The organism is Neobacillus sp. B24 (assembly GCF_055381825.1).
In genome coordinates, this window is sequence record NZ_AP035777.1 from 4837392 (window position 1) to 4855642 (window position 18251).

The window sequence follows — 18251 nt, forward strand, 5'->3', positions numbered from 1 at the left end:
TATACATAAAAATAGAGAAAGGTGAATTTGAGTACCCTCAAATTCACCTTTCTCATTATTTGAAGCTAGTTATGTCCCAGCCTCGTTTTACATATGTTTTAATATATTTTGAAGTATTCATTAATTCCTTCATCAATTGCCTTAGCCAATAGACTTTGATATGTGTCTGTAACTAATTTTTGACGTTCACTGGAATTACTGATAAATCCAATTTCAAGTAATGTGGCAGGCATCGCCGCTTCCCGAATAACTGCAAATGATGCACCCTGTGGTCCACGATCGTTCGCACCTGTATATGCAACCATATTTTCCTGGATTAAGTTCGTAAGAGTCATACTCTTTGAAATTCGGTCTGGATTATTATGCATTGACTCATTAATGGTGGAAGGGTAGTCTGGATTATATTTATAGTAGTAAGACTCAATTCCATATGCAGCAGTTGGCCCTGAGTTGGTATGAATACTTACAAATAAATCCACCTTTAACTCATTTGCCATTTTAGGTCGATCCAGCAATTCAACTGTAGTATTGTTAGTGCGGGACATCTTAACATTAAAGCCGCGTTTAACTAATAATGCCTCGACTTTTTTAGCAACACTCAAATTCAAGTCCGCTTCTCTGATACCACCCGCATATGCCCCGGAATCGGTTCCACCATGTCCCGGGTCTAGAAATATTGTTCTTCCCCGCTTATATGCATCGTTTTCGTTTACTGCTTCCCCCTGACCTTTAGGGACTAATTTGATTTCTATCGCTTCTAAACGTTTGGAACGTCCTTCTGTACCAGCCTTCATTCCATTTTTCGCCCAACCTAACCAGCCATAATCTTGAGTGTGAACACGATAATAAATATCATAATAATTTGTTATATCCCCTGTTAGGTCAATTTTAATGGCTTCTAAACGTTTGGCCTTTCCTGTTGTACCTGAAATATCGCCATTTGAAACATTATTCAGCCATCCATAATCTTGTACATGTGTGGAATAAATGATGTCTCCGTTATAGGAAATATTTTTAAGTTTTATTTTAATCGCTTCTAAACGCTTTGCTTCCCCTTTTGTTCCACTCACTTGGCCATTTGCAACATAATCCTGCCAACCGTAAGTTTCGACATGTGTGGTATACACTACAGATGAGCCGGTTACGTCAGGCTCCAAACCACCTGGTTCTTCCGGTTCGGGATTGGTAGTTACAGGGGGGACATTTTCCTTATCTTTAATCAAAATTTCAATTGCTTCCAAACGTTTTGCTTTCCCGATTGTCCCAGACAGCTCACCATTTTTCACCCAATCCAACCATCCATAATCTTGTGCATGAACCCGATAATAAATATCATAATTAGCAGCCTTGACACCGGTCAGTTCAATTTTTATTGCTTCCAGGCGTTTTCCTTTCCCAGTAGTTCCACTTTCCTTACCATCAGAAACGAATGGCAACCAACCTTGATCTTGGACGTGGGTAGAGTACTTCACTCCTAAGTCCTCTATGTTATCAATAGAGACTTTTATACTTTCCAAGCGTTTGGCCTTTCCTGCTGTGCCTGACATTTCTCCATTTGAGACCGCAGCCTGCCAACCAACATCTTGTACATGGGTAGCATAGAGAACAGAGGGAATTTCAACATCTGCTTTTATCCCTGTACTATTTGTTCCTTCCCTTGTGGCACCCATAAATGCTTTAGCAGTTGGTGTTGATTCCGATGTAGGATTTAATGATTCATATTGTTCTTTGGTAATCTCTATTTTTTTATTATCTTCATTAGTAGAGTAGTAGGTTAGGCCCTTTTCCTCCATAACAGTACCGTATTCATCAACGGTAACTAACTCCTCAATAGAAGTCCCATTGTCATTTTGTGCTACCACTGAACTGACAGCCTTTACATTATGAGAAGTAACCTCTTCAGCTTTAAAAGAATCAGACGTATCTAACCTATAATATATAGTTTCTTGCTCAGATAATATAATTTTTTTCAGCGTATTGGCAGCGGCTTCAAACGTAATATTTTCTGTTTGAGTAGATGAGTCCGTATGATAGTCAATTTTACCAGAAACAGACGATTTTGATTCATCTGTCCAATTAGTAAATATCAAAGTAATTTTTTCATTAATTACAGCCTTTTGCACACCACCATTATAATGAATGAAAAAATAACTTGGTATTTCATCCATTTTTCCAGAGTCTATATTTTCTTGTCCATTAGCAATACTGCCGTTCGGAAGAAAACCCAAACAGATTAATAGCGAAACGAACAACAGAAAAACCTTCTTATACATCATTCTCCTCCATTTCCGCAAATTTTTACACACAATACTATAATTCTACCATAAAGGTAGTAGTAAGTTTTTTTTTTTTACTTTATTAGCCAATAAAAAGCACTATAAGCAATAAAAACAATGCTTATAGTGCATGATTTCTCAAAAGGAATTTCTAATTTACGAACTCCTTCATTATTGATGTTTATCTAATTGACTTGCCATAAATCTTAATAAATCATCACGGAGTTCTGGTTTTTGAAGCGCAAATTCAATAGTAGTTTCAATAAATCCAAGCTTTTCTCCAACATCGTACCTATTGCCCTCAAATTCATAGGCAAATACACGCTGAATGTGATTTAGATTTTGTATGGCATCAGTAAGTTGGATTTCTCCACCTGCTCCAACTTCTTGCTTGTCTAAAAACATAAAAATTTCAGGTGTAAAGATGTATCTGCCGATAATGGCCAAGTTTGAAGGTGCTGTGCCCAGTTCTGGTTTCTCCACAAAGTTTCGAACTTGAAATGAGCGACCATGCTGTTCAATAGGATCAATGATACCATAACGATTTGTTTCATCTTCAGGAACACGTTTAACCCCAATAACAGAAGAATGAGTCCGATCGTATTCATTTATCAATTGCTTTAAGCAAGGAGTTTCTGCTTGGACAATATCATCCCCAAGTAAAACAGCAAATGGTTCATTTCCAATAAATTTGCGGGCACACCAAACTGCATGACCCAAGCCTTTAGGTTCCTTTTGCCTAATATAATGGATGTCAACCATTCTTGATGGTTCCTGGACTTTTTCGAGCAATTCAAATTTCTCTTTATTAATGAGGGTTTGTTCTAGTTCATAGGCATAATCAAAATGGTCTTCTATTGACCTTTTTCCTTTACCTGTAACAATAATAATATCTTCAATCCCAGATTCAATTGCCTCTTCCACTATATATTGGATGGTCGGCTTGTCAACTATTGGCAGCATCTCTTTTGGCATTGCTTTTGTTGCCGGAAGAAAACGTGTCCCTAAACCAGCAGCTGGAATGATTGCTTTTTTTACCTTTTTCATTAGAAATCTACCTTTCCGCCTTCTTTAAATCATAAAAAAGACATTCAAAAATAATAAATTTTTATATGGTGTTTTACATAAAGTAAGGATTATTATTAAAATTATTCCATAATTAATTAATATTTACAAGATATCACATAAGAACTTCGTTTTCGACTAGAATTTATAAAAAACAACAGCCTTACTCCATAAGGAGTAAGGCTGCTTTGTTTTCCTTAGGCTTGCATTCTGCGTCTTCTGATAAAGATGGTGACACCAGCCCCCACAATCAGGACTCCTAGTAACAAATAGTTATAAGCATTTGTTGCAGTATTAGGAAGTTTATTTCCATTAGAATCCTTCACTTCAGTACCCGGAGTCCCCTTAGTATCCTTCACTTCGAGCACAGCAAATGTACTGAAGTGGTCGGAAGTGGCAGTGATTTTGCCATCCTTATATTCGCCGCCGACCAATTCCCACGCCTTAGTGTCTGGGTTCCAGTAGAATACCTTGATCTTTCCTGGATCCTTCACTAATTTAGGGTCAACCGAGAAGGTCATGGTGACCTTTTCATCAAACTTGTGGTAGCCCTTGCCTCCGGATTTCATTGTAAAATCATATGCTGCTAAAGCATCCTTACGATTGTCTTTCTGCACTTTAATTTCTGTTGCTCCATCAGGTAAGTTAGCTGCCGGAATTTGAAGTTCAACCACAGCATTGGAAACCACTAATGTTGCATTTGCTTCCTTCATTTTCGCAGCAGCTTCTGACGTCAAGGATACAAAGATTGTATTGTTCTCCGCAGGAACAGTAACAACAACTGTAGCACCATCTTTTAATTCTCCCAAATCATCAGCAGTGACTTCATATTTATTGCCATTCACTGCCTCTGGAGTAACAACAACAACTTGAGGTTCTTCTTTACCTGGTGCAGGTTCTTCTTCACCTGGTGGTGTGCTAATATCGACGATTCTGCCTTCAACCGCAGTTGGAATTCCGTCGCTGCCAAGGCTAATTAAATGATCGCGGAAGTTTTCCCAATCTGATAAGCCTAAGTCTGTTACACGGCCTTCTTCATAAGCCTTCGCAAATACTCCATAGCTGTCGCCGCCTTTTGCGGTAAAGGCGTTGGTTGTGACAGTGTATGTAGTGTTATCCTGAACTTCTACATACTTACCATTTTCGTCTAAATATGCAACCGATACAACACGTTGTCCTGCTGGTTTTGTTGAATCGAATTGAACTTTACCGCCAGCAACATGTAAAAATCCGCCATTCTCTCCTGGATAGTTGCCTAACGAGATCTCAAATGCCTCTTTTAACTCAGCACCGGTTACATCCATGGTTGCTAAAGTATTATTAAATGGTAGTACAGTGATTACTTCCCCAACGGTAATCGGGCCAGCATCAATCGCCGCACGGATACCACCGCCGTTTTGCAATGCCATTATCACATTATTACCAGTGAATGATTTTGCTTTAGCCAGCATCCCGTCTGTAATCAAGTTCCCTAAGATTGTTTCGTTTTTACGTACACTTGGTTTAGTATTATCGGCATCAATACGAGGGTTTTCCAATGCGCTTGTAGTTGAAACGCCGATTTCTTCTTTAGCCAATTCATCAACTTTCGCTTTGTATGGTGCCAATACTTCTGCTGCTTCTGGATCAGCTTCTATTTTATTATCGATTTTGATTAAGTGGCCCTCTTGGGTAGTCACAACACCATTTTCATCAAATTCAACATTTAAAACACCAAGGTTGCTGTTTGAGTTACCTGTTTGGACGATTAGAGTAGGAGTTGCATCGTTTACCACAAATGGCTCTGTCAATGTGGTGTGGCTATGTCCACCTACAATGACGTCAATGCCTTCTACATTTTTTGCAAGGAGCTGGTCATTATCAATTGCTGCGTTGTCGTCAAAACCAATATGGGTTAAAGCAATAATCTTGTTAACACCTTGTGCTTCTAATGCTTGTACAGCTTTTCTGGCTTGATCTATATAGTTTTCAAATGCAATGGAGCCGGGGCTTGAGATATCTTTTGTTTCCTCTGTCGTTAACCCGAAGATCCCAACTTTCTCACCGTTTACTTCTTTGATGATTCCATTATAAATTTGTCCATTATCAAAATCAGAAGGAATGGTAGTATTGAAAATGCCATCAAATTTAGCATCTTTTGAAAAATCCACGTTTGCACTAACAAATGGGAATTGTGCACCTTTAATAAAATCTGCTAATGCTTGATGTCCTTCTTCTGATGAACCAAGATCAAATTCATGGTTACCAAATGTCATCGCGTCAAAGCCCATTAAGTTCATTAATGCTAAGTCTGCTTGACCATGGAATTTGTTGAAATATAAGGTTCCAGAGAATGCATCCCCTGCGTGAAGCAGAAGTGAATTCGGATTTGCTGCTCTTACTTCTTTCAATGCAGTTACTGTCCTCGGCATGTTGTCCAAGGCAGCATGGGTATCATTGGTATGGATGATGGTTAAATTATATGTGTTTGTTTCCTCTGCGCTGGCACTGCTGACGTATGGTAATGAATAGCTGGCCAATAGTGTTAGAACCGTAACGAAAATAAAAAGTTGTTTCTTTACAAACTTCATTCCTAGCCCTCCCTATTACTTGTCCATTTTTCTTTTACCTAACTCTATGAATCTGACCCTTTGCCCCCCTTATGTATTTGTGATATGTATTGCATCTATTATTTTAGTTTACTTCGACATTTTTCTCTACCAATTTTCTTAAAATTGTCACTTTACAAAACTTGATAATATATGTAAAAAAACCGACCCTACAATACTAGTAGAGTCGGCCCTAATGAAATTAACCTGCTAGATTTTTTTCATTGAATGATGCAGCGTTTGTTTGCAGTTCACCGTTTTCGTTGAAGTGGTAAGTAACTCCTTTGATTTTTACATAGCCGGTTTGCATTTGGCCTTTGTTATTAAAGTAGTACGTTTTGCCGTCTACTGTTAACCAGCCTATCTGCATCGCTCCATCTTCTGCGAAGTAATATTTATGGTCCCCAATTTCTGTCCAGCCAGATTGCATAGCTCCATCTGCATTAAAGTAGTATTCTAGTCCTTTTACTTTCACCCAGCCGGTTTGCATCTGACCTTTGTTGTTGAAATAGTAATTGGTGCCTTCCACCTTTGCGAATCCGGTCAGCATGGTGCCGTCAACATCGATGTAATATCGCTGTCCAGCTTTATTGACCCAGCCATTTTTTACAATACCATTGGCATCAAAATAATAGCTGACACCATCAATTGTATGATATCCGGTTTGCCTTGCGCCTGTTGTTGGATGGAGGTAATACGTATTGCCATCCAATTGAAGCCAGCCGGTAATCTTTTCACCATTTTCATCGAGGTAATACCAAATGCCACCGATTTCCACCCAACCGGATTTAATTTCCTCGCCAGTAATGATACGGCCCTCGACTGTTGGCTCCACTGGGCTATTTTTTGTTACATACTCTGTTAAAATTTCATAATCCACAATCAGCAGTTCATGAATACGCCCTTCATCCTTCGCCTTCTTGAACATCGTAAATCCATCGCCGCCATCCGCTGCGAAAGCATTCGTGGCTACTGAATATGTTTTGGACAGGTCGATTGATTCATAGCCGGCTGCCGTTTTGACATTGACTTCCCAGACTCTGTCATAAGCAGGCTTTTGCGGGTCATATTTGAATTGGAGTCCTGAAACCTGCATGAACTGTCCGGCTCCGTTTTCCACCTTGCTGACACTATGCTCAAGCGCCTGCCAAATTTCTTCCCCGGTCAAGTCAAGAGTGACAAGCAGGTTGGCAAATGGCAGCACTGTATGGATATGACCAAGGGTGACATCGCCTTGCGGAATCGAAGCGCGGATGCCGCCGCCGTTTTGCATCGCAATCGTGGTACCATTTTTTAAAATTTCATTCGCTTTTTGCGCCATACCATCGGCAATCATATTGCCGAGGTTGGTTTCTTTGGAACGGACGTTAACCCGTTCACCGTCAAGCAGCACACTGGTGGAACCGACTACTGTCTTTTTCAGTTCATCCAGCGGCACTTTCAGCTCATCTACTTTTGCCTGTGCAACCGGATCAGCAGCATACGTATTAACATCCAACAGCTTGCCGCTTTGTCCGGTAACGACACCATTTTCATCGAAGGAGACATCAAGCGTCCCTAGATATTTCAAATATTCATTTGCTTGGACAATAACCGTTGGTTCTGCTTTTTCAATGACCACTGGCTGGTCAAGCTTAGTATGGGTGTGGCCGCCGACAATAATGTCAATTCCATCCACGGCTTTAGCCAGCTGTTGATCCGGCCCGTAGCCTAAGTGAGATAGGACAATAATTTTGTTGATGCCTTGTTCTTTAAGGGCCGCAACAGTTTCTGCTGCTTTTGCCACTGCATTCTCAAACACAATTTGCTTGGACGGGTTGGCAAGATAAGTGGTGTCCTCTGTTGTTAACCCAAATATCCCCACTTTTTCACCATCCACCTCTTTGACGATGGCCGGATAAATATGGCCGCCCTGCGCTGCTTGGCTGAATTCATCTTTGAACAATGGCCCTAATACAGGGTCAGCTGTTACATTCACGTTAGCGGTAAGAATTGGGAACTTCATTTCCTTAATAAAATCGGCCAATACATTCGAATCCTTATCGAATTCATGGTTTCCAAATGTCATCGCATCATACTTGAGGTTGTTCATGAACCAGAGGTCCGCTTTGCCGAGATATTGGTTAAAATAGAGTGTTCCAGAGAACACGTCGCCGGCATCAACAAGCAGAGCGTTTGGCTTGGCAGCTCTAACTTCGTTAATTGCGGTTGTTAACTTCGGATACTGCTCAACATTTGCATGCGTATCATTCACGTGCATGATTGACAAGTCAATCGCTTTCGGTCCGGTCGGTTCATCTTCTAAATCAATTTGCGCCAATAGCGGGTCGTGGTCGCTGACACGGCCATGCATCGGTGTGAACGGCGAGTTGATATGGACAATGTCAATCTCAGAACGTTCCGCCAAATTGTTTGTTACGAGCAGATGATCAAGCACCTGAGAGTTTCCTTGGTACGTGTAAGTGAACCGTTCCGGTGCAGGAACTTTTTCAATCATGTTTGTTAATTCATTGCCTTTAAGCACTGTTAACGGGTTCGAGAATTCGAAATCGTTCAAGTCGCCAAGAACAACTACGTTTGCATCCGGGTTTTTGCCTTTTACATCTTTGATAAAATTATTCACGACACCAGCAATTTGCATCCGCTGCGTTTCGCTGCCAAGTGTCGGCGGTTGATTTTTTCCAAAAATCGGCTCGTCGCCTCCTTTGGAATTAAAGTGGTTGGCAATCACAATCACATCTTCGCCGTTAAACGTAAATTGTGCTGCTAATGGCTTTCGGCTGGAGTTGAATGCACTATTGGCCGGATCAATTCTTCCAGGGTTTAGCGTTAAGGACCCATTTTCGTAGCCGACAGCTTGCATCGCGGTTCCTTTAGTGCCTGGTTTTAGGCTTACTCGTTCAGGATTGTAAATGAATCCGACACGGATGTTGCCGTTTGGCGCTCCGCCGTCTTTCCCATCTTCTGGAGCAATGTCTGTCCAATTATAGGTTGGGCCGCCTGCTGCCTTAATCGCATCAATTAATGCCTGATAGTTTTGCGAGGCATCGGTACCGCCGGACGATTCACCATTATTGTCCTGAACTTCAACTAAGCCAATAATATCAGGAGTTTTCAGATTTTTAACAATGGATTCCGCGATTTTTGCTGTTTTCGCCGCATCTTCCTTTGTGTAATTTTCCATGTTGTAGGTTGCAACGGTTAACTTGTCCTCATCCTTAACAATTTCAGTTACTTCCTGCTGATAGTCGCTTTCGACTAACGGGGGAAGATCGGCTTTTTTCGATAAAAGTTTATAGTTCTGGAACGTATAGGTGATAACACCGGTTACCGTTCCATTGTAGTGATCTCCGGTTTTTACCTTGTAGGATTCATCTTTTGTTGTGAATAAGAGCGGAAGGCGTTCTGGGTTCATGTTGTCTTTTGTAATTGGTATTCCGCCTGGTGTGGTATAGGTTTTGCCTTCAACTTTATTGGCAATGACCGGAACTTCCCCATATCGCTGCGGGGCTACGGTCATTGGGTTTTCGATAGCTACGCGCATCCCCTCGATGCTTTCGTAAAAATCAATTCCATCTTCTTCAGGGTCAAACGTGGCAAATTGGTCGTTATCCACCACTTGGGTTGGCTGGTGAATATCCTTGCCGATTATGAGAGCTCGCGGTAATTCCTGATTACTGGCGTGAACAGTGATGGATCCGGAATTGGCATCAATTTCAGTGGTAGCAAGGTCTGTTTGCAGCATGTCGCTGTAGCCTTCAAGAATCCATTCTTTGACAAGACCGCTGACTGACACAAGGTCACCGACTTTTACGCCGTGGCTTTTTTTATAAATAAGAATGCCTTCTGAGGTTTTTGCATTGTTATCTGGATTTGGGTCTTGGATGTAGAAGTTGCTGCCATCTTTAACAAAGGTAACGACACCGACGACATTGGTGACAGTTTGGCCTTTGTATGGTGAATCATGGCCTTCGCCTTGGATGGCATTGATTTTGACGCCGTCAGTCGGTACTGGTGTCGGATCACCTGGGTCACCTGGATCTCCCGGATCTACGGGGTCCCCGCCTTCAGTAAAGCTAATGGCACTTGGTGATTTTAATCCTGCCACCGTAAAATAAGCTTCCAAAGAGCCAGTAACCAGGACTTGTTTTCCGATATTGCCCGGATTGGTCATAAGGCCAAATTGGGCCCGATAACTTGAACTCAATTGTACTGGAAGGAGCTTTGCAATATCCTTTTCGTTCGGACTGTCAGCAATGGCAAAGTTGAAATCATCTTTGAAAGGTGCATTAAAGTTGTAAGTTTTATTTCCAGTTGTGTGGGCAACAATATACCCCTTCACCGTGGCGGTTCCCGAGTTGTTAGCAATCGCCTGGGCTACGGTTATGTAGTTTTCGGCAGCGCTCGCATGATGGAGGTAAGGTAACACGTAGCTTGCTAGCAGTGTAAAAATGGTGAGTAAAAGAAACATTTGTTTTTTAAAAAGCCTCAATCCATTCGTCCTCCTTTTTTAATAATATTTATCCTTTTGATATGGCAGTAATCAAACCTATAGACACACCCCCTTTTACTTTTCTAGGGTTGGCAGTACTGGCAAAGGATGGATGGCTGCCCTAGTTTTGTCCAATCACTACTATTTTAGTGTATATTTGGAACCTAATCTATTTAACTCGTTAGACAACAGTCGGCAATTCTCGGGGACTATTAACTAATAGGCCAGTTTAACTTGAACATGTTGTCAATTTTATAAGAACATTCAGGAATATATGGATTTTTTGTCATTTAATATTGTAGTATATTAGTAGTTCAAATTTACTAGTCATTCGGAGGCATTGAAGATGCTGACTTCTGCCCAGCAAAAAGTCAAACAGGAACTGGAAGAACTTAAGGCAAACGGTCATTACCATCGCCAGGATGATGAAGTCGTTATTACGCATAAGACTCTCTCTTTGAAAAAGGCCTTTTCAGTGATGGGTGTAGGGTTACTATTGTTACTTTTCGGCATTTTTATTTTCGGAGTATCAACGCCGAGTCAAGAGATGTTTTTTAAATATATAATGAAAGAGCAGGAGTATAACCTTTTAAGCATGGAACTTTTCGCGGATTGTCTTGAAGCTGACCAAATGGATAAAAATCACCTTGAGCGCAGCAAAGCCAAACATGAGGAGCTGATGTTGAAGGTTAAAAAAATACAGGCTCCGGCGGAATTAAAGGCACATAAACAGGATTTTATCAATGTAATCGAGCAACGGGCCGCAACCTTCTCCTTCGTTAGCGGAACGGAAACAGCGGACCCGATACAGTTTAATAAATTTTTATTAAAGCTGGACATTAAACAGGAATTAGCCAAGGAGAGTTTATTGAAGGCGCTTGATCGAGAAAAGATTAAGTATCTTGAGAATGAGGATGGTTCCGTTCAATACTGGATTAATCGTGAGTCCTACCAGTTTAGTTGGTAGGACTCGTTTTTTATTGCCAAGTTGCTCCTCTTAATCCCCGATTTGCATTGTCACCTCGGACTCTTTCACCTGTAGGAACCTGCGTTTCTGATGTAATTTTTCAAAAATAAATAGAATCATATGAAGTACAAGCACGCCGATGGCGAATAGCTCGACTGCATAATCGATATAATACCACGACAACGTTGCTGTGATGTCATAGAGTGAGTGGACGAGGACGGTCAGCCACAGGTTGCGAGTCCATAACAGAATCAGCCCAAAGATAAGGCCCATGTTGGCAAAGGTAACAATAGCGCCGATGCGAACCTGCCATGACTGCTCGGTGTCCAGTGTATGGTCAACCCCAAACAGAACTGATGTAAAGAACAAGGCCGCCAATAGAAAGATATCCCGCCGGCCACTGTCCCACCGCCTGCGGAACAGCTTTTTGCATACTATGAGAAAAAGCAGGATATAGGCGAGGCGCCATACCTCTTCAAGCCCGGCCATTGTATCCAGATACAGATCCGAGCCAATACTATCAATCTTATCACCGATTGACCAAAGGGCTGAATCCTCTGAAGGTTCGTCCATCGGCTCATCCACGAACGTCTGCATGGCAGTATAGTCTTCTACATACCCTTCATAATGATCATTAAAATTGTTGTACGTCATGCTGGAATAAATGTTAATAATGGAGCTTCCGAGAAAGAAAATCAAGAACGCACCCGTGAATTGCAGCATTATCTGCACCTTGGTCTTGGGATGGTCCATGCTTGCACGAAGCCGGTGATACAGCTTAATCCCGATAAAAATCGAAGCAATCATAACGGCATCATAAAGAGTGCTGGCCAGGGAGCTGTAGCGGGATAAATAGAGCAGGATTTCGGCTCCAATGGTAACAATCAACAGCGCTGTCAGCAGTTTTTTCGATAGTGGTTGTGTTAAATGATCTGTCATGAAATGTCATTCCCTGCCTATTAATTTTACTAACGGATTCTCTGCTTTACCGGTTGTTAAAAATTGTTACAGCCATGATCCCAAACCCGTTTAGAAACAGCAGAAATAGGAAACAGGCAATACTCCACTTCCAGATTCTCCTCACAAAGGCAGCCCCTTTCGAATGATAATCAGCTGCAAATTATATTAATCATAATTTAACATATTCGAAGTTAAATAGCATTTAAATGTTGTATCAGGCAACTATTGCGGTTGCAGGAACAGCGAAAAATGTCGATAAATTATTTCATCGTTTTTTGAGTAACTATTTCGAGAATTCTACCGTAAGGATGATAGAATGTATTATATATAGAACATAATTAGTTTATTTAATGAACAACAATTGTAACTAATGGGGGTGTACATAGATGTGGAAAAAGTGGTTTAGCAGTTTAGCAGTTTGGGCAGTTATTTTTTGTATGATTAATTCCAATTATGTTCGGGCTGAAGAGGAAGTTGATGTGACTTCAAGGATTGAAGGGATGCTTGTGGTCGATGCCAGCCGCTCGATGTTGTCAAGCGACCCGAATAATCTGAGCAGCGAAGCGATGAAGATGTTTGTCGACATGACGTCAATCAAAGGGGTCAAGGTCGGAGTCATCGCCTACGGGAATGATGTTGAAAGCAGAATGGATCTCGTGAAAATACAATCTGAGGCGGATAAACAAGGGGTCAAAACTTTCATCGATTCATTGGCGGCGAAATATCCGTATACAGATATCTCGACTGGGGTAACCGACGCCATCCAATTTTTGGACAAGGGTCATGAAAAAGGATATGAACCGCTGATCGTCGTGCTTGCCGATGGCAACAATGACCTTGATAAAACAAAGCCGAAAAGTAACGAGCAGGCGGACAAGCAGTTGTCCAAATCAGTCGTTGATGCCAAGGCAAAGGGCTACCCGATATATGTAATTGGCTTAAATGCTGATGGCAAGCTGAATAAAGAGCTGCTGCAAAGTATTGCGACTGGAACGAATGGCAAGTTTTTCGAAACGAATAACGCCAATGACCTGCCGGGCATCTTGAGTGAAATTTTTGTCGCCCATTTAAAATTAAAAATGGTGCCAGTAAAGGATGTCGTGGCCACACCAGAGTTCCAGGATGTTCCCTTTACAGTTCCAATTGAAAATGTGCTCGAAGCCAATATCTCGCTTATTTCCGGTAAAGGTGTCGAGGTGAAGCTCGTCGACCCTTCGGGAAAGGAGCAAACTATTCCGTCCGATTATATTTCGTTAACAAATTCAAAGAACTACTCGATGCTAAAGTTGATTAATCCTGTCAAAGGTGACTGGATACTAAAAGTGAAGGGGTCCCCTGAGGATAAAATCGATATTAAGATGGTGTTCAATAATGACTTGCAGTTAAAGCTGGCTCCTCTTGCAAAATCGATAAAGGCTGGGGATACCGTTAAGGTTGAAGCGTTTTTTGTAGAAGGCAGCAATGAGGTTGTTAATAAAGAGCTATATCAATCGTTAAAATCTGTGTTGCTCGTAAAGGATCTAGCTTCCGGGTCTGTTGAGGAAATCCCGTTAACTGCCGAAGATAAAGGTTTTTCTGGCGAGTTTAAAGCAGGAGATTCAACTGAATATGAGCTAGTGGTGAAGGCGGAGGGTGACAGCTTCTTCCGTGAGACGACACCGCTAAAAATTTCAATTCTTACGGGGGCAGCTGGGGAGAAGGCTGAACCGGTTGCCGCGGAAGTGAAGCCTGTCAAAAATATCGACTTTTTCCCATGGATTTATACCGTTGCCGCTGTGGCCGGTGTTTTGCTGCTCGGGGTTCCAACGGTCTCCATTGACGCCAAAAAGCGGAAGGCTAGGCAAGGATTCCATGGAAGGATTGTCTTGGAAATCAAAGATGAGGATACCAGGGTTAGCACGGATCCTAAGGTCCAAAAGTTTAAAATCCTTAAAAGAGGAATTCCAGTTGCGCCAGCAGTTCGAGCTAAGCCATGAATTCTCGGTAACCGATAAGATTACCTTTGTCCCGTTAACTGACAACACGCTACTTTTACTTAACAAATCAAAATGCCTGATCGATAATGGCAGCGGCGACCTAATCGATGCCCAAACCGGCCACCGCCTGCGCCGCAACGACAAACTCCGCATCACACTGCCGGAAAGTAACAAAGCTATCTACATTGAAAATATGAATTATGGTGCCTGACACCATTCACTGTCTGTCCAAAGTGTAAACTTGTCTATTGGTGCAACATCTGGATGCTTGACTAGTTATAACTCCTGACCGTTTTTTCGGTGAGGAGTTTTTTTATTTGCTTTAATATTCCATATTAGCCTGTTTAGGTAGGAAACGGGCAGGAGTTTATCTAAAATAGGCACTTTTTCTAGATACTCGTCCGAACTCATTTATAGCTTGCTTCATAAAATACAAGAGTTTAAGGATAAGGAGGGAAAAGATATGAGTAGAAGAGAATATAGCGGATTCAAACCAAGCGATGATGACTTCAACAATGTCGAGGATGTCGAGGAATCCAGTGATGTCCAAGAATCCAGTGATGTCGAGGAATCTGAGGATAATAGATGCTCTGAATGTGGTCATAGAAAATGTAAATGCCATAAAAAGAATTGCTCGAAATGCGGCAAAAGAGAGTGCGTTTGTAAAGTTAAGGTAAAGGTTAATGTTAACGCCGCAACTGGGCCGACTGGTCCAACGGGGGCTACAGGCGCTACCGGTGCTACTGGCGCTACCGGTGGTACTGGCGCTACTGGTGGTACTGGCGCTACTGGCGCTACTGGGGCTACCGGTGGTACTGGCGCTACTGGCGCTACTGGTGCGACTGGTGGTACTGGCGCTACTGGCGCTACTGGCGCTACTGGCGCTACTGGGGGTACTGGGGCTACTGGCGCCACCGGTGCGACTGGCGCTACTGGCGCTACTGGCGCTACTGGTGGTACTGGTGGTACTGGGGCTACTGGTGCGACTGGGGCTACTGGTGCAACCGGCGCCACTGGACCAACGGGACCTACTGGCGCTACTGGCGGTACTGGCGCTACTGGCGCTACTGGTGGTACGGGCGCTACTGGCGCTACTGGTGCAACCGGCGCCACTGGACCAACGGGACCTACTGGCGCTACTGGGGGTACTGGCGCTACTGGCGGTACTGGTGGTACGGGCGCTACTGGCGCTACTGGTGCAACCGGCGCCACTGGACCAACGGGACCTACTGGTGCGACTGGCGGTACGGGTGGTACTGGCGCTACTGGTGCAACCGGCGGCACAGGTGCAACTGGACCTGGAGGCAGCACCATCTATCTCGCGACGAACCAACGAATTCCAAATAACCAATTCTTTGGTCTTGGCTTTGCATCAGCAGATCCTGTTCGGAGCACGGTCGTCGTGGGTCAAAATGCAACCATCACAGGATTTGTTTTCAATATCCGCGACGAAGTATTAAATGCAGGGGAAACAATCACTGCCACCATACTAAGGAGCACTAATTGCGGATTTAATGCTGCAGACTTCCAAAACACTGGTATCAGCGTAACCATTACTGGTCCAAATAACGTCAACATGCGAAATTGCTGTAACTTTACAACTGCAAACCTCGCAATTAATCGGTGCGATTTGCTAACGGTGCAAGTCACCCGAAGTGGCGGGGGTATGGATGCTTTGCAAAACGGTGCAGCAGCAACAATCCTATTAAGTATTCCTTAATATCAATATCCAAAAGGGAAATAGTCGTGCTTCGGCACGGCTATTTTTTCATTAAAAACAGCTCTACAATATTCTTAATATTATGATAAAATGACGTTACTATCTTTTTTCACTGGAGAGATGAAAATTGCTATCGTTTATTTTGGTTGTACTAGTATTATTTCTTATTCCCGGTCCAGCAGTTTTATTAACGGTGACCCAAACCGCTAAAGGCGGCCGTTCCGCAGGAATCATTACCGGTATTGGCATTGCCGTCGGTGACCTGATTCATACTTTGGCCGCTGTTCTTGGATTGTCGGCCATTTTGATGACCTCCGCCCTTGCCTTTGAAATCGTCAAATACCTTGGTGCAGCATATCTTGTTTTCCTTGGAATCAAATCATTTTTGGAAAAAGCAAAAAACCAATCGGAGCCCAAAGTAAAAACAACGACGACGGCCGCCTCGTTCCGTCAGGCACTGCTGATTGAACTGCTCAACCCGAAAACCGCACTGTTTTTTCTGGCGTTTCTCCCGCAATTTGTCCACAATGACGGAACGCCGGTTGTACTTCAACTATTAATGCTTGGGTTAACCTTTGTATTAATGAGCATTATGTATACCACAACCTTGGCCTTTCTTACCAGCTCAATTAGAGAACGGCTTTTTTCCAAGCAAAACAGCAAGTTTGCCCGCTGGCAAGGGAAAGTTGTTGGAACCATTTACATCGGACTTGGCCTCCAGCTTGTCCTGCAAAGTCAAAAATAAATACAAAGGAAGGGTGCCCTCGTCTCACCCTTCCTTTTTTCAAAAATTGGCCACCCCTGAATACTGAAATCCTAAACTCTCTACTTCAGCTTTATCCAAAATATTTCTCCCATCAAAAATTATCGCCTGCTTCATGAGTGGCTTAAGCGCTTCCCATTCGATGTGCTGATATTGGTCCCAAGCGGTACATATGACCACTGCATCTGCCCCCGTAATCGTCTCCTCCACTGTCTCAAACTGCTGAAATTTTGCTATTCCGTACTTTACAACGGGATCGTGCGCCTTTATTTCCACCTGATCACCCAATAAGTGATCGATTAACACTAGGCTTGGCGACTCCCTGGTATCATCCGTGTTGGCTTTAAACGCCAATCCCAGTATCGCAATGGTTTTATTTTGCAGCGATTCACCCAAGGTCTGTTTTATTTTTTTCATTAATAGTAGCGGTTGTTCATCATTCACTTTGACGACATTCTCCAAAATCGTTAGCGGAGTATGATAATCTTCGGCCGTTTTCAACAGGGCGGTAACATCTTTCGGGAAGCATGAGCCGCCGTAGCCCATTCCGGCGTGGAGAAAATGCGGGCCAATTCTGTGGTCGAGACCGATCCCCTTCGAGATATCATTCACATTTATTTGTAGGACATCACAAAGTCTGGCTAACTCATTAATATAAGAAATTTTCATTGCGAGGAAGGAATTGGCGGCATACTTGATCAATTCTGAGGCTTTCGGGTTAGTTTCGATGATTGGACAATCGAAGTTCTGATATAATTCCTTCATGATGCTTCTAGCCTTTGGGCTGGTGCTGCCAATGATTATACGATCGGGATGCAGCGCATCGTGTACTGCCGAGCCTTCCCGGAGGAACTCGGGATTGGAGACGACATCAAACGGAATCGGTTCCTTCTGGCTGGATTGGATCCACTCATGGACTAGCTCCACTGTTCCAACTGGTACTGTGCTTTTTGTGACAATGACTTTATACTCATTCATATAGGTGCCAATCGCATGTGCAACATTTTTTACAAAGATGAGATCGGCGCTGCCGTCCGCGCTCATTGGTGTCCCGACGCAGATAAAAATCACGTCATTGTCTTTGACTGCTGTCTCGGTGTCTTTAGTAAAAGTAATTTGTCCGTTTTCGATATGCTTGGTCAGAAGATTTTCGAGTCCGGGCTCGTAGAAATGCAGCTGCCCAGCTTGTAATGCTTGAATTTTTCTTTCATCAAGGTCAAGACCGGTGACCTGGTGGCCCATTTCGCAAAAAATCAGCCCGGTGGTTGTCCCGACATAACCTGTTCCGACGATTAAAATGTTCAAAACAAAATCATTCCCCCTTTTAAGACAGGTTTTTGGACCTTGTCCCCCTTTATCGTTAATGTATTCAAAATTAAAGGGATGGTAGGTTGTCCAACCGATAACGGGCAGGAAATGGGCTTTGTAGGGTGAGGAATGAACA

The 18251-nt window shown here is 42.8% G+C and carries 11 protein-coding genes; 5 read left to right on the plus strand and 6 right to left on the minus strand.

All coding sequences use genetic code 11. The annotated features are described in order from the left end of the window. Positions 1 to 98: 98 nt before the first annotated feature. The 4 genes from ACZ43M_RS23975 to ACZ43M_RS23990 all read right to left on the minus strand — a co-directional run bounded on the left by ACZ43M_RS23975 (position 99) and on the right by ACZ43M_RS23990 (position 10421). On the minus strand, positions 99 to 2276 hold the full coding sequence (locus ACZ43M_RS23975) for an N-acetylmuramoyl-L-alanine amidase (protein WP_464505021.1): 2178 nt from the start codon (positions 2274 to 2276) through the stop codon (positions 99 to 101). A gap of 171 nt (positions 2277 to 2447) precedes the next feature. Beyond that, positions 2448 to 3323, minus strand: coding sequence for a UTP--glucose-1-phosphate uridylyltransferase GalU (gene galU, locus ACZ43M_RS23980; RefSeq protein WP_464505022.1), 876 nt, complete (start codon positions 3321 to 3323; stop codon positions 2448 to 2450). A gap of 215 nt (positions 3324 to 3538) precedes the next feature. Continuing rightward, a complete protein-coding gene (locus tag ACZ43M_RS23985) occupies positions 3539 to 5911 on the minus strand; it encodes a bifunctional metallophosphatase/5'-nucleotidase (protein WP_464505023.1) in 2373 nt (790 codons plus the stop codon). 220 nt (positions 5912 to 6131) lie between these two features. Next, positions 6132 to 10421: a 5'-nucleotidase C-terminal domain-containing protein gene (locus tag ACZ43M_RS23990; RefSeq protein WP_464505024.1), complete on the minus strand. Its 4290-nt coding sequence runs from the start codon at positions 10419 to 10421 to the stop codon at positions 6132 to 6134. Positions 10422 to 10767: 346 nt separating this feature from the next. On the opposite strand from ACZ43M_RS23990, the gene ACZ43M_RS23995 reads away from it, so the two are divergent. Further along, positions 10768 to 11388, plus strand: a complete 621-nt coding sequence (locus ACZ43M_RS23995) for a hypothetical protein (protein WP_464505025.1) — start codon at positions 10768 to 10770, stop codon at positions 11386 to 11388. Between the two features lie 30 nt (positions 11389 to 11418). On the opposite strand, the gene ACZ43M_RS24000 is transcribed toward ACZ43M_RS23995, so the two are convergent. Further along, positions 11419 to 12327: a CPBP family glutamic-type intramembrane protease gene (locus tag ACZ43M_RS24000; RefSeq protein WP_464505026.1), complete on the minus strand. Its 909-nt coding sequence runs from the start codon at positions 12325 to 12327 to the stop codon at positions 11419 to 11421. A 407-nt stretch (positions 12328 to 12734) separates the two neighbouring features. Here ACZ43M_RS24000 and ACZ43M_RS24005 point away from each other — a divergent pair, with 407 nt between their 5' ends. The 4 genes from ACZ43M_RS24005 to ACZ43M_RS24020 all read left to right on the plus strand — a co-directional run bounded on the left by ACZ43M_RS24005 (position 12735) and on the right by ACZ43M_RS24020 (position 16789). Then, on the plus strand, positions 12735 to 14324 hold the full coding sequence (locus ACZ43M_RS24005; RefSeq protein WP_464505027.1) for a vWA domain-containing protein: 1590 nt from the start codon (positions 12735 to 12737) through the stop codon (positions 14322 to 14324). After that, positions 14296 to 14535, plus strand: a complete 240-nt coding sequence (locus ACZ43M_RS24010; RefSeq protein WP_464505028.1) for a hypothetical protein — start codon at positions 14296 to 14298, stop codon at positions 14533 to 14535. Before ACZ43M_RS24005 ends, ACZ43M_RS24010 begins: the two co-directional genes overlap by 29 nt. A 252-nt stretch (positions 14536 to 14787) precedes the next feature. Next, positions 14788 to 16044, plus strand: coding sequence for a hypothetical protein (locus tag ACZ43M_RS24015; protein WP_464505029.1), 1257 nt, complete (start codon positions 14788 to 14790; stop codon positions 16042 to 16044). Between the two features lie 127 nt (positions 16045 to 16171). Further along, positions 16172 to 16789, plus strand: coding sequence for a LysE family translocator (locus ACZ43M_RS24020; RefSeq protein ID WP_464505030.1), 618 nt, complete (start codon positions 16172 to 16174; stop codon positions 16787 to 16789). A gap of 39 nt (positions 16790 to 16828) precedes the next feature. Here the strand turns inward: ACZ43M_RS24020 and ACZ43M_RS24025 are convergent, their stop codons facing one another. Continuing rightward, positions 16829 to 18112, minus strand: a complete 1284-nt coding sequence (locus ACZ43M_RS24025) for a UDP-glucose dehydrogenase family protein (RefSeq protein ID WP_464505031.1) — start codon at positions 18110 to 18112, stop codon at positions 16829 to 16831. Between the last annotated feature and the right edge of the window lie 139 nt (positions 18113 to 18251).